General features: G+C 58.3%; 10 protein-coding genes and 1 pseudogene. 6 read left to right on the top strand and 5 right to left on the bottom strand.

The annotated features are described in order from the left end of the window. The first annotated feature begins 22 nt into the window (after positions 1–22). The 6 genes from G5168_RS02385 (at position 23) to G5168_RS02360 (ending at position 4,138) form a co-directional block, all read left to right on the top strand. Entirely contained in the window at positions 23–637 is a 615-nt protein-coding gene (locus G5168_RS02385) for a cytochrome o ubiquinol oxidase subunit III (RefSeq protein WP_266135112.1), read from the top strand. Beyond that, a complete protein-coding gene (locus G5168_RS02380) occupies positions 638–967 on the top strand; it encodes a cytochrome o ubiquinol oxidase subunit IV (protein WP_216953247.1) in 330 nt (109 codons plus the stop codon). It begins immediately after the preceding gene. An 11-nt stretch (positions 968–978) separates the two neighbouring features. Further along, positions 979–1,875 carry a heme o synthase gene (cyoE, locus tag G5168_RS02375; protein WP_216978421.1) on the top strand — a complete coding sequence of 299 codons (897 nt, stop codon included), beginning with the start codon at positions 979–981 and terminating at the stop codon, positions 1,873–1,875. 160 nt (positions 1,876–2,035) lie between these two features. Then, on the top strand, positions 2,036–3,406 hold the full coding sequence (locus G5168_RS02370; RefSeq protein ID WP_266135111.1) for an MFS transporter: 1,371 nt from the start codon (positions 2,036–2,038) through the stop codon (positions 3,404–3,406). A gap of 60 nt (positions 3,407–3,466) precedes the next feature. Next, positions 3,467–3,841, top strand: coding sequence for a DUF805 domain-containing protein (locus G5168_RS02365; protein WP_204381032.1), 375 nt, complete (start codon positions 3,467–3,469; stop codon positions 3,839–3,841). 45 nt (positions 3,842–3,886) lie between these two features. Continuing rightward, positions 3,887–4,138, top strand: a complete 252-nt coding sequence (locus G5168_RS02360) for a toluene-4-monooxygenase system B family protein (RefSeq protein WP_227343022.1) — start codon at positions 3,887–3,889, stop codon at positions 4,136–4,138. Here G5168_RS02360 and G5168_RS02355 read toward each other — a convergent pair. The 5 genes and pseudogenes from G5168_RS02355 to G5168_RS02335 all read right to left on the bottom strand — a co-directional run. Next, a pseudogene (locus G5168_RS02355) lies at positions 4,106–4,807 on the bottom strand (ElyC/SanA/YdcF family protein); the annotation flags it as partial. The gene G5168_RS02360 and the pseudogene G5168_RS02355 overlap by 33 nt on opposite strands. A gap of 550 nt (positions 4,808–5,357) precedes the next feature. Continuing rightward, complete coding sequence (locus G5168_RS02350; RefSeq protein ID WP_005353183.1) at positions 5,358–6,110, bottom strand: DNA/RNA non-specific endonuclease; 753 nt, start codon at positions 6,108–6,110, stop codon at positions 5,358–5,360. A 235-nt stretch (positions 6,111–6,345) separates the two neighbouring features. Continuing rightward, positions 6,346–8,238, bottom strand: coding sequence for a PTS fructose transporter subunit EIIC (locus tag G5168_RS02345; protein ID WP_227342359.1), 1,893 nt, complete (start codon positions 8,236–8,238; stop codon positions 6,346–6,348). 442 nt (positions 8,239–8,680) lie between these two features. Beyond that, complete coding sequence (locus tag G5168_RS02340; protein ID WP_266135106.1) at positions 8,681–11,119, bottom strand: GH92 family glycosyl hydrolase; 2,439 nt, start codon at positions 11,117–11,119, stop codon at positions 8,681–8,683. Between the two features lie 305 nt (positions 11,120–11,424). Next, complete coding sequence (locus tag G5168_RS02335; RefSeq protein WP_421251798.1) at positions 11,425–13,947, bottom strand: GH92 family glycosyl hydrolase; 2,523 nt, start codon at positions 13,945–13,947, stop codon at positions 11,425–11,427. Between the last annotated feature and the right edge of the window lie 18 nt (positions 13,948–13,965).

Here is a 13,965-nt window from a genome sequence, read left to right as displayed (position 1 = left end):
ATTAACAAGGGGGCGTGACGCTATGGCGACCGACGTTCTACATCACACTCACGAGAGTGCCCATGATCATGGGCACCATGATGCCGGTGCCAACAAGGTGTTTGGTTTCTGGATCTACCTGATGAGTGACTGCATCCTGTTTGCATGTCTGTTTGCAACCTATGCGGTCCTGGTCAACGGCACTGCCGGCGGTCCGAGCGGCAAGGATATCTTCGAACTGCCGTTCGTATTTGCCGAAACCATGCTGCTGCTGTTGAGCTCCATCACCTTCGGTTTTGCCATGTTGGCGATGAACAAGAACCGGGTGTCTACCGTCAATGGCTGGTTGCTGGTGACCTTTGTGCTGGGTGCCGGTTTTATCGCGATGGAGATCTACGAGTTCCATCACCTGATCGCAGAAGGTTACGGCCCGGATCGCAGCGCCTTCCTCTCCGCCTTCTTCACCCTGGTCGGTACCCACGGTATCCACGTCACCAGCGGCCTTATCTGGATCATCGTGATGATGGTGCTGGTGGCCAAGAAGGGGCTGACCGATCGCAACCGCTCCCGCCTGATGTGCCTGAGCCTGTTCTGGCACTTCCTCGACGTGGTGTGGATCTGCGTCTTTACCGTGGTCTATCTGATGGGGGCAATGTAAATGAGTCATTCCGTTGATAATCACGGCGCCAGCCACGGCAGCGCCAAGAGCTACCTGATCGGCTTCGTGCTGTCACTGATCCTGACTGCCGTACCGTTCTGGATGGTGATAGACGGCTCCGCCTCCCACACCACCGTGCTGGCCACCGTGGTTGGCATGGCGGTGGTGCAGATCTTTGTCCATCTGGTCTACTTCCTGCACATGAACACCTCGTCCGAGGAGCGCTGGAACCTGGTGGCACTGGTCTTTACCGTGCTCATCATTGCCATCGTGGTCGTGGGTTCCCTGTGGATCATGTACAACCTCAACATCAACATGATGGTCCACTGAGCAGGCTGGCAATGATGAAGCAATACCTGCAAGTGACCAAGCCGGGCATCATCTTCGGCAACCTCATCTCGGTGATCGGGGGATTTCTGCTGGCTTCAAAAGGAAGCCTGGACCTGCCCCTGTTCATTCTGACCATGGTGGGTGTTTCGCTGGTGGTGGCCTCCGGTTGCGTGTTCAACAACTACATCGACCGGGACATCGACTGCATCATGGAGCGCACCAAGAACCGTGCTCTGGTGAAGGGGCTGATCGCCCCCGGCGTATCGCTCTGGTACGCCACCGCGCTTGGCATGGCGGGCATTGCACTGCTCTATTGGGCGGCCAATCCGTTGGCCGCTCTGCTGGCGGTGCTGGGCTTCATTGTCTATGTGGGGGTCTACAGCCTCTACATGAAGCGTCACTCGGTCTACGGCACCCTGGTGGGCAGCCTCTCCGGCGCCGCGCCGCCGGTCATCGGCTACTGTGCGGTGAGCGGTCAGTTCGACTCGGGGGCCTTGATCCTGCTGGCGATCTTCAGCCTGTGGCAGATGCCGCACTCCTATGCGATCGCCATTTTCCGCTTCAAGGATTATCAGGCGGCCAACATTCCGGTGTTGCCGGTGGTGAAGGGAATTTCGGTGGCCAAGCACCACATTACCCTCTACATCCTGGCCTTTATGGTGCCGACCCTGATGCTGTTCCTCGGCGGTTACGCCGGCTACAAGTATCTGGTGGTGGCCACTGCGGTGAGTGTCTGGTGGCTGGGGATGGCGCTGTCGGGTTACAAACAGCTGGTTGATGATGCTCTCTGGGCGCGCAAGCTGTTTATGTTTTCCATCGTCACCATTACCTGTCTGAGTGTCATGATGTCGGTAGACTTCCAGCCAGAGGCCGAGCCTGTGGCGCTGGTGAGCATGTTGCTCCGATAGTGTGCGTTGCTTCCGATTGCATGAGATCCAGAGCCGGGAACCTCCCCGGCTCTGTTATTATGGGGCCGCCCATCGGGTACTTTTCCCCTCTGTCGGGTGTGGCATGGCGCGTGTCGGCCACCCCTTGAGTCTTCCTTTTCCCTGACCTATCGAGGCCATCATGAATGATTTCACCATGACGAGGGGCGAGCGCCGTGCCACCTGGGCGCTCGGCTCCGTCTTCTCGTTGCGCATGCTCGGCATGTTTATGGTGCTGCCGGTGCTGACCACCTACGGCATGTCGCTGGCGGGGGCCTCCGAGGCGCTCATCGGCCTGGCCATCGGCATCTACGGCATGACCCAGGCGCTGTTCCAGATCCCGTTCGGTCTGCTCTCCGACAAGGTGGGCCGCAAGCCCCTCATCGTCGGCGGCCTGCTGATGTTTGCCCTCGGCAGCGTGATCGCGGCGCTGACCCACTCCATCTGGGGCGTCATCGCCGGCCGCGCCCTGCAGGGCAGCGGCGCCATCTCGGCCGCCGTGATGGCGCTCTTGTCGGATCTCACCCGCGAGCAGAACCGCACCAAGGCGATGGCCTTCATCGGGGTGAGCTTTGGCATCACCTTCGCCATCGCCATGGTGACCGGCCCCCTCATCACTCATGCGCTGGGACTCTCCGGCCTGTTCTGGCTCATCGCCCTGCTGGCGCTGGGGGGCATTGCCGTCACCCTCTGGCTGGTGCCGACACCGACAACTCATCTGCTCAATCGCGAGTCCGGCATGGTCAGGGGCGGGATGCGCACTGTGCTGACCAATCCGCGCCTGCTCAAACTCAATCTCGGCATTTTGTGCGTGCATACCCTGTTGATGTCGAGCTTCGTGGCGTTGCCGCCGCTGCTGGAGCAAGCGGGTCTGCCTCGGGACAGCCAGTGGCAGGCTTATCTGGTCACCATGCTGATTGCCTTCGTCAGCGTTGTACCCTTCATCATCTATGCCGAGACGCGCAGAAAGATGAAGTTGGTGTTCCAGATCTGCGTGCTGGTGATGCTCAGCGCCGAAGTGGTGCTGTGGCAGGCTGGCCTGCAGCTGTGGGGCCTGCTCGCCGGCCTGCAGCTCTTCTTCATCGGCTTCAACGTGATGGAGGCGTTGCTGCCATCCCTGATCAGCAAGGAGTCGCCACCGGGTTACAAGGGTACGGCCATGGGGATCTACTCCACCAGCCAGTTTATCGGAGTGGCTATCGGTGGCAGCCTGGGGGGCCTGCTCTACAGTCTGGGTGGTGGCGCCCTGGTGTTTGGCGGCTGCTCTGCGCTGGCCCTTGTCTGGCTCGGGGTCAGCCTTACCATGCAGGAGCCCCCCTATGTGAGCAGTCTGCGCATCCTGTTACCGGAAGGGGTGGAGGCGAGCCCTGCACTGGAGCAGAAACTCCGAGCCTGCGACGGGGTGAACGATGTACTGCTGGCACGGAAGGAACGTTCGCTCTATGTGAAGGTGGACAGCAAGCGGGTCAGTCGCCAGGATCTGGAGCTGCTGGTGATCGACGCCGGACACTGATCGCGCTAAGCTCGGTTCGGATCTGCAACTACTTGTTTTTGAAAACAGTCTGGAGGCGCAATGAACTGGTATATCTCGGTCCTCAAGCAATATGCGGTATTTAGCGGGCGGGCCCGTCGCACCGAATACTGGATGTTCGTGCTGTGCAACGTCATCGTCATGTTGCTGCTCGGCATGGTGGACAAGCTGATCGGCGGCGACAATGAGCTGATCAGCTCCATCTATTCGCTGGCTGTGCTGCTTCCATCGCTGGCGGTGGCGGCCCGTCGTCTGCACGATACCGACCGCAGCGCTTGGTGGCTGCTGCTCGGGCTTATCCCCATTATCGGCACCCTGGTGCTTATCTACTTTATGGTCTGCAACGGCCAGCAGGGGCCAAACCGCTTCGGCGATGATCCCAAAGCGAGCCCCTCGCAGGGCTTTATCGTCAGCTAACGGGCGCGGCTTGGCCAATCATCGGTCAATAAAAGAGAGGGAGGCATCACGCCTCCCTCTCTTTTTCGTGTTGATGGCCGATCAACGCTCGATCAGCGGGGCGGAGCGGTAGCTCCACATGCCGTAGGTGCGCAGGGCGTCGCGGTAGATGCCGAGCAGCTCGCTCTCGCTCGGGGTGGCCAGCTCCTCGAGGGGCTTGTCAGGGTAGCTGACGCTCGCCACCTTGATGTTGGCTGGGCCAATCTGGTCGCAGGCGATTTCCAGCACCGTCTGACCGCGGCGCACATGGCTGGCTGAGCTCACCAGCACCGCATAGTCAATCTGGTGGCGGGCGAGGGCATAGGCGCTGTAGAGGGCGTTATCCACCGTGCTGGTGGCGTAGTTCTCTTCAATCAGGCGGCTGCGGTCGATGCCGTGGTTGGCCAGCCAGTCGGCCATCAGCTTGCCCTCGGTATGGCGGTTCTGGGGCACGCCGCCGGTCAGTATGATCAGCGCCTCCGGGTCGGCTTTGGCCAGCCCAAGGGTGGTTTGCAGGCGGCCCAGCAGGATTTTGTCCATGCTGCCGTCGGGATTGAGGGCGTAGCCCAGGGTGACGATGGCGCGCTTGCCCTCCTTGCTGGCCTTGACCTGATCCTCGGTCAGTTCGGTCTGCAGCGGGGCGGCGGTGATCCGCTGCACCCGGGCGATGATCTCCTCCAGATCGGCGGCGCGGCCACTGTTGCGATCCGCCACTTTCGCCAGATAGCTGCGGGAGGCCTCCTTGTTACCCTTCACCAACAGCCAGATGGCGAGATAGCTGTTGATGTCGAGATCATCGGGGGCGACGGCCTGCGCCTGCTCCAGCAAGGTGATGGCGCGGCTCAGGTTGCCGTTGTAGATCTGGGCGTTGGCCGCCGAGATGAGCAGGTCGGTGCGGTAGGGTTCCAGCTGGTAGGCGGCCAGCAGACGCTCGGTCACCAGCTCCATATTGCTCGGCATCTTGGCGGTAAAACCGGCGTGGGAGATTTTGGCTGGCGACTTGTAGATCTGCAGCGCTTCGCCGAGCAGCATGTCCACCGCCTGGCGTTTGCTGACCAGGGTATTGAGGTCGTGCTCCATTTGCATCGAGCTCTCGGCCGCTTGCAGGGCGAGGGGCGAGAGCGCCAGCAGGCCGCCGAGGGTGAGGGCAAGAAGGGTCTGTTTCATCAAAAGGTCCTCTGTCGGGCTGAATCGCGCCGTGGTGCGCCGGCTTGTGGGCCGATGGGATAAGGCAAATGTGCGTCAATTCAGTCTGTTAGTGCCAAAGAGCGGAGCAATATAGCAGCTAACGGCGTGGCAAACTGTGAGTCGGGGCGGGTCGTCGGGTGATGCCACACCAGTGGCCGCAAAAATGGCCGCAACGGGTCAGCAGCCATCTGAAAAGGGCAGGGGGAGCGTGACTCCCCCTGCTGGGAGGGGCGCTGGTCCCTCCCTCCCTCTATCTATCGCGATGCAAGACAGATGGGGTGTCAATCCATCTGTTGGCGAGTGTTCGCGGTCAGTTCCACATCGGGGAGACGCGAGCTTCCAGCGTCTCTTGCTGCTCTTCGGGCATATCGCTGAAGAAGTTGAGCTGGGTCTGCTCCTCCACCTCGCGCACCGAGACCCGGTAGTCGGCGATCTGGCTAATAGGCACCTCTTCCTGCGGCATGATAAAGGCGATGGCCTGCAGTCTGGCCGGGTCCATCACGATCTTGTAGTAGGCGCTCGGGATCGCCACACCCTGACCGATGGACTCTTCAGAGCCGGTAAAGATGGGGCCGGTGATCACCTGCACATCCTTGCGGGAGACCGCCCACTTGTTCACCTTGTCCTCCAGCACGCGCCACGCCTTCTGGTTGAGCACCCCGATCTGCGGTGTCATGTTGCTCAGCAGGAAGCTCTCTTTCATGGTGTTCTTGTTCGATTTCATGTCCCCCGCCGGGGCCTGATGGCCACGGTCGTAGCCCGAGCCCTTGTAGTCGGAGAGGGTGGCGCGATAAGCAACCGGGATCTCCCTGTCCTCGGCGAAGGCATCCTTGCGCGGCACTGTGCCCTGTGCGCTCTGGGCTGTCATCCGGTAGGAGACCCAGTCCGCCACCTTGTAGTCGTAGTTGTAGCCGACGGCATACCCTTCACGGCAGAGCTTCTGATCCGATTCGGAGGGCAGGCCGAAGCGCACGTGCTCACCGCACTCCCAGTGGGCGGCCAGCAAGGGGGTGGCAGTGAGGGTGAGGGTAACAGCCAGAACCAATTTATTGATTTTTATCATTTTTGTGATGCTCCAGTTTAGTAGGCGGAGCCATTTGACATGAGATCTGACCAGCGCTTCAATTGCTGTTTTTTTACACGTCACCGTTCTGTGACGGCTCGCCAAGATCCGTGATGTGACTGGTTAATATGTTTTAAATCAGTGGCTTGGTCGGTGGGATGATGTGCGGTTGCTCGACAGGCAACGAAAAGGGGCCAGTGATGGGCCCCTTGTTATAGGTGGAGTCTGACGGTTATCAGGCGGCGTTTGCCTTGTTGCCCAGCGTGCGGGCCAGCAGTGCTTCCGGATTGTGGATCGCCTCTTTGGTTTTCACATCGATGACCTCGATATTGGTGAAGCGCTCGCGGTTCTTGATGGCCACATCGTGGGCGAAGATGACGCAGCGGGCGTTGGCGACATCCTTGGCGGTGATGCGGTTGATGATGCCGTTGGCGCCCTGGGTCTCGACCTTGATCTTGATCCCCTGCTTGGCGGCGGCCTTCTGCAGGCTCTTGGCGGCGAGGAAGGTGTGGGCCACGCCAGACGGGCAGGCAGTGATGGCCAGTACGTCTGCTTCTCCTTCCGCTTCAATGACTTCGAAGCTGGTTTGGGTGGTAGTGACGTCATCTTCTTCGCTCACCGGCTTCTTCAGCAGGTTGACGATGATGGCGGTGGTCAGGGCGCCGAGGATGGTACCCAGGATGTAGCCCATCTTGCCTTCAACAACCGGCAGGACAATCCAGCCACCCCAAGGGGCGTGGTTGATACTGTGCATCATAAAGCCGGTGATGTTGCCGACGATACCGCCTGCGACGATGGCTGGGATGACACGCATGGGGTCCGCGGCGGCAAACGGGATTGCACCTTCGCTGATACCGATCATGCCCATGATGGCGGCCGCTTTGCCGGATTCACGCTCCTCTTTCTTGTAACGCTTCGGAGACATCAGGGTAGCCAGTGCCATACCGAGCGGCGGCACACAGATGGCGATGCCGACGCCGCCCATCAGCCAGGGCTGGGTGTTGACCTGAGTCTGGGCAAACAGGGTAGCAACCTTGTTGACCGGGCCGCCCATATCGAAGGCGGTCATACCACCCAGAATGGCACCCAGCATCACTTTACCTGAGCCCGCCATGCTGGAGAGCCAGTGGTTCATCCCTTCCATCATGGCGGCGATCGGGGCACCGATCCCCCACATCACGATGCCGCACACCAGAAAGGTACCGATCAGCGGATAGATGAAGATGGAACCGAGGGAGGTCATGGAGTCAGGCAGCTTGATCCGTTTGAGCTGATTGACCACGAAACCGGCGATAAAGCCCACCAGAATGGCGCCGAGGAAACCGGTTTGATAGTGCTGAACGGCAATCCAGGAGCCGATCATGCCCGGGGCCAGGCCCGGCTTGTCAGCCAGCGAGTAGGCGATATAGCCACCCAGCACGGCGGTAAACAGGGTCAGACCGGCGATCCCCATGGTTGCCATGTCTTTGAGGAAGCCCGCTTCCGGCACGGCGCCCTTGCCGCTCATCATCACCGACAGTGACAGCAGCACACCGCCCGCCACGATGAAAGGGATCATGTGGGAAGTACCAAACAGCAGGTGCTGCTTCATGGTATTGAGGCGATCCTTGAAGGTGCGCTCTTCGGGTTCAGCCGGTGCAGTGGCAGCCGGTTTGGCGGCTGGGGCCGGTTTTTGCACTTTCGGGCCTTGCTTGAGCAGGGTCAGCGCTTGCTCGACGGTGGTGGCGGCTTTCATCTGCTCGATAAAGCCCGGTTCCAGCAGACGGGTGGAGAGCTCGGCCAGCACTTCGATGTGGTGGTTGGCGCCGCCATCCGGGGAGGCGATCATGAAGATAAGCTGGGTCGGTTTGCCATCTTCGGCGCCGTACTCGATACCCTGACGGCTGACACCGATGGCTATGGCCGGACGGCTGACCGCCTTGCTCTTGGCGTGGGGCAGGGCGACACCCTGCTCGAAGCCGGTGCAGTCCAGCTGCTCGCGGGCCCAGATATCCTTGACGAATTGCTGTTGATCAGACACGGCGCCATCGCGCGCCAGCATCTGTGCCATCTCGTCGAACAGAGCCTCCTTGCTGGTGGCCTTCAACTCCAGGCAGATGAGTCTGCCGTTGGTCATGGTGGGTAACATCTCACTCTCCTTCCCTGTAAGGGCTAAGTCATGCGTTGCGAATTGGGCTCATTATTGCCCTCACGGGTAGGGTTGGACAGGCGATGAATGTAGCAATAACTGGATTTTTGTTGCATGGTTTTGCTGGTGTGATCCAGCTCGCAAAGTGTTGATCTTTAACTCAATAGTGGTTTTTGTTTAATTAATGGCAGGATGTGACAGCGGTCAAGGTATGACAGAAAAACCCTTGTAATGGGATTTACAGCCATTTTTTGCGGTTTATTGCCCGATTTAAGGCATATTTGAGAAAAACGGGTTAATGGCTGAACCTGGGTTTCCCACTGGAAAATAAAATGGCCCAGCGCTGATTGGATTTTATCAATCCATCTGGCGTGGGCCGTCGGGTATCACAAAGTGACATTTTCGGATTGCGTGCTGAATGTCACTTCAATGCTATCGATCGTTACTTTTGTGGCGGGGTATCGCCCATCACGAAGTGGAGGTTGCCCCCCGGTACAAACTCCTTGTGCTCGAAGAAGAGACCATCCTTGAGCGGTTTGCCATTGATGGTGACCGACTGGACATAGCGGTTCTTGGCGCTGTTGTTATCGGCGATGATGGTGAAGGTTCCCCCCTTGACCGGGATGGTCGCTTTGGCAAATAGCGGGCGGCCAATAGTGTAAACGGGGTCTGCCGCATTCACCTGATAGAAGCCAAGTGCTGACATCACATACCAGGCAGACATGGAGCCCACATCCTCGTTGCCTATGATGCCTGCCGGGGTGTTCGAGTACATGGTGTCGAGGATGTAGTCGACCGTCTCCTGAGTTTTCCAGGGCTCCGATGTCCAGTTGTAGAGGTAGGGAATATGGTGGGAGGGTTCATTGCCGAAGGCCACCTGACCCATCATCCCGGTCATGTCAGCGGTCTCCGACCCCTGACTCTCGGCAGCAAAGGTGGCGTCCAGATTCTGCTTGAAGGCCTCTTCTCCGCCCATCGCGGTTTTCAGACCCTTGATGTCATGGGGCACAAACCAGGTCCACTGCCAGGCGTTGCCCTCGGTATAGTTGCCGGTCTCATGTTCGGTGCCATAGGGATCAAACGGCGTCATGAAGGCGCCATCGATCATCACCGGACGCATGAAACCGGTCACCCCGTACTGGGCGTATTCGGCCGCATTGTGGTCGAAGTAGCGCTGATAGCCGTTAGAACGGGCCAGATAGCGCGCTTCGGCCGCCGGGTTGCCGGCCGCCTTGGCGATCCGGGCGATGGCCCAGTCATAGAAGGCGTTCTCCAGACCGTAGGAGACCGACTCGAGGGTGTAGTCAGCGAAGACGGGCTGACCGTCGATCCGCTGCACTGCCGGGGCAAAGCCGTTCTTTTCGATGTAATCGATGTGGTTGGTCAGGGTCTTGTCCAGCACCGCCTTGTCCCACTCGGTCGCCAGCATGGGGTAGTTGGTATAGGTGGAGGAGTCGATGGCGGCCGTGAGCGCCAGATTTTTCTCCTGCGCAGTGAAGGCATCGGGGTATTTGGTGATGGCGTCGGCAATCACCACCACCGCCGGATAGCCCACCATGGTGCCTGTCTCATCCCCCAGATGCTCCCACTTGGGCAGCAGGCCGCTCTCCAGATACTTCTGGAGCAGGTTCTTGGCATACTGCACGGCGCGGGTGGGTTCGGTGATGGTTTTAAGCGGGTGCAGCGCTCGCTGGGTGTCCCACAGTGAGTAGACCGAGAAGTTGGGCTGATCTTCGCTTGCCTGGCCATAGTGGATGGAGTAGCTGCCTTCCCCCTTGGCCTGCGCCCCTTTGCCCATGCCGCGGTAGTTGCCATCCACATCCTGATGGACGATGGGGGCGATCTTGGTGTGGTAGAGGGCGGTGTAGAAGATCTCGTTTTGCTCCTTGCTGCCCCCCTCGATGGTGAAATTGAGGGCGTTGGCCCACTTCTCGCGGGCGTTGGCGCGGGCCTCGTCAAACGAAACATCCCCTTCGGCCTGGTAGTTGTTCCATGCGCCGGTGGCATCGACCGCCGATAGGGCAACTTTGGCGTTCAGTTGGGCTGAGCCGCCCTCTTCAAATTCGACGTAAGCGGTGACATCCGCTTTGGATTTGGCCTTGTGCTCGGCGCTCAAGCCCTCTACCGGCACACCACCAGCGAGGATGTAGACCCCTTTGATCTTCTTGTCGAAGGTCGCATGGAAGAAGATCTTCTGGTTTTTCGCCCAGCCGGAGAAGTGAGTCGCATCTCGCTCGCCGGTGATGGTGTAGCCATCTTCGCTGACGGTGAGTTTGTTGCGCAGCGAACTCGATCCCCAGTCGCTGTTGAGGATCGAGTTCAAATCGATCTTCAGCCGTTGGGGTTGCCCCTGCGGATAGGTGTAGCGGTGAAAGCCCACCCGCTCGGAGGCGGTCAGCTCGGCCTTGATGCCATTCTCGGCGATGCGCACCGCATAGTAGCCAGGCTCGGCCTGCTCGGATTTTTTGTCCATTTTGACCGAGATGGCTTTGCGGTAATCATCGCTTTGCTCGATGTATTTGGATTTATCTTCGGTAAAGGGCAGGAACAGAATATCCCCCAGCCCCCCCATGCCGGTGCCTGAGAGGTGGGTGTGGGAAAATCCGAACAGGGTATCTTTGTCAAAGTGATAGCCGGAGGAGGAGTGCCAGCCGATCAACTCGGTATCCGGCGAGAGTTGCACCATGCCCTCCGGTACCACAGGGCCGGGAAAGGTGTGACCGTTAAAGCCAGTGCCAACGAATGGGTTCACATATTGCAACACATTGGTTGGCGTTGGCTTTTGATCGTCGTTATTGTCGCTGCTGTTATCTGAATCGCAGCCGGATAACATGGCTACTGTGCTGGTCAGGGCAATGGCCAGAATATTTTTCTTGAACATATTGAGCGGCTCCATCGGGTAGAGGGTGAGCAGTCATGATCTATTTTTATGAGACCGGAGCGATCCCTGAGCAATATTGGTGCTCGATGGCATTGATCCCGGCGAGCACTATTATTCCCATGCCATCTGTTTCATCGACAGAGTAAAAAAGTGTCATTCACTAGACTTTTGTGGCAAGGCGCGTTGTTTGTGATCCGGGTATCATGTAATTGCGTGCGGTATATTTTTGAACATTTTTGTTAGTGAACAAAAAAGAGGCCCAAAGGAAGCTTTGGGCCTGAACATATATTGATAGTGCATGATGGTTATTTATTATCTGAGCGGATCGGTTTTTGCGCCGTCATGATAAATTTCAGTTCACCACCGGCACGAATATCGCTGTGATTGAACGTCAGGTTTTCCCCCAATGGTTTGCCATTGATGGTGACCGATTCCACATAGATATTTTGGGTGCCATTGTTTTCGGCGATCACGGTGAATTTTCCGCCATCGATATCCATGATCACCTTGTCAAACAGTGGCCGACCTATGGTGTAGACCGGGAGCCCCGGCGTGACCTGATAGAAGCCCAGCGCACTCATGATGTACCAGGCGGACATTTGCCCCACATCCTCATTGCCAATCAGCCCTGTGGTGGTCGGGTGGAAGAAGCTGCGCACCGCCTGATCCACATACTCCTGGGTTTTCCACGGCTCCTTGGTCCAGTTATAGAGATAGGGAACATGGTGATCCGGTTCGTTCCCCATCACGAACTGCCCGATATAGCCGGTCATATCCCCTTGCGAGGTATCAGCGTTGGAGTTGGCGGTGAAGAGGGCATCCAGATTCTTCCGGAATCCCTCCTCGCCCCCCATCACCTCTTTGAGCCCCTCGATATCGTGGGGAACAAACCAGCTCCACTGCCAGGTATTGCCTTCGGTAAAGTCCTGCCCCCTGTGCTCGGCCCGATAGGGCCAGAAGATGTCATAACGGCTGCTGTCGTTGGTGTCACAGTTTTGTGGTGGTGTAACGGGATTGCCGTTTTTATCGATGGCGCAGGAGGGGTAATTGTTGACCCAGCTGCCATCGTAATTTTTGGGGCGCATAAAGCCGGTCGCGCCATATTTGCCATATTGCGCCGGGTTGTAGTCAAAATAGGCGCGCCAGGTAGTCGCCCGGGCCAGATAGCGGTTCTCGGCGGATTTGTCGCCAGCCAGTCGGGCCAGCTGGGCGATGCACCAGTCATAGTAGGCATTCTCGACACCGTACGAGACGGACTCGTTGACCAGTTCATCGTACTTGTCCTGCGCCATGCCGCCCTCTTCCGGCTTGAGTTTGACGTTGGCGGGGACATAGCCGTGCTGCTCGGCATACTGGCCGTGACGGGTCATCACGGTGAAGCGCTTGTCGCCGTTCCAGGGATCCTGATAGGGCACCCAGCTTTTGGTCAGCGCGAGGTCAAAGTTGGCGGAGACATTGGCCGCCTGCAGCGCCAGCTTTATCTCTTCCTGTGTGAATGCATCCGGGTATTTGACGATGACGTCGGCGATGATGGAGACCGCCGGGTAGCCGACCATCTCGCCGGTATAGTCGGAGTGCAGCTCCCATTTGGGCATGATGCCGCCGGTTTTATATTTGTTGAGCAGATCGTGCACATAGTCGATGGATCGCTCTTTTTCGATGATGGTCTTCAATGGGTGAGCGGCGCGGAAGGTGTCCCACATGGAGTAGACCGAATAGTTGGTAAAGCCCGGCTTGGCCTGATGCACCTTGCCATCCATTCCGCGATATTGACCATCCATATCCTGATAGACGAAGGGGGCGATGTAGGTGCGATAGAGCGAGGTATAAAACATCGTCTTGTCGGCATCGCTGCCACCCTCCAGGGTGAACTTATTGAGCACTTTCGCCCATGCCTGCTTGTTCTCCTGCACCACCTGATCGAAGCGGTAGTCATGTTCATCGGCGCGCAGGTTGGCCATGGCCCCCTCAATGCCGGTGCCCGAGATGGCCATCTTCATGGTGATGGGCCGTTCCCCTTTGGCAAAGTTGAGCTGGGTCACCACATCCCGTACCCGGGGTCTGGTTTCGCCATACCCGATGTAATCGGCCAACCCCACCTCGGTGTCGTTGCTCAATTTGCCATCGACATAGAGGATCTGATCCACAAACGGCTCGGAAAACTCGGCGTAGAAAAAGACCGTCTGCCACTGCCCCCACTCGTTGCTGGTTCTGGCTCCGGCAATGGTGTTGTCGCTCACCCGCTTGAAGTAAATATTGCGGGAGTGGTTGCCGTATTGCTCCAGCAGCTCGTGCTGCAGATCGAGCTGGACTTTGCGATCTTCACCCGCCGGATAGCTGTAACGGTGGAAGGCGACCCGCTGGGTGGCAGTGAGTTCGGCCTTGATGCCGGTCTCCACCAGATCCGCTTTGTAATAGCCTACTTCCGACTGTTCGCTCGTCTTGTTGATGGTGACCGGGTCGGTATTGCTGCCGATGAAGGGCAAGAAGGCGAAATCATTGAGATCCCCCTTGCCTGCCCCCGAGATATGGGTGCTGCTGAAGCCGGAAAGCTTGGCCAGATGGTGGTGATAGTCGGAAGGGGATCCCTTGCCATTCCAGTTGGCCGGATTCCAGTTGTCCGGGCCCGGCTGGATCATCCCTTCCGGCATGACCGGGGCCGGATTGACATTGCCCAGCCCATCGGTGCCGATCAGCGGATCGACATATTGCAGCACCTGCAGGGCATTATTGGGGCGGCCATTGTCAGTAGTCTCATCATTTGTGTTGCAGCCATAGAGGCCAAGCAGGGCTGTCACCATGATGGCCAGCTTGTGGGGTTTGAACATTGTTGTTCCTCAAATTCC

The sequence above is a fragment of the Aeromonas sp. 600724 genome (assembly GCF_049175135.1).
GTDB classification, from domain to species: domain Bacteria; phylum Pseudomonadota; class Gammaproteobacteria; order Enterobacterales; family Aeromonadaceae; genus Aeromonas; species Aeromonas veronii_A.
This window is presented reverse-complemented; position numbering and strand designations above follow the sequence as displayed.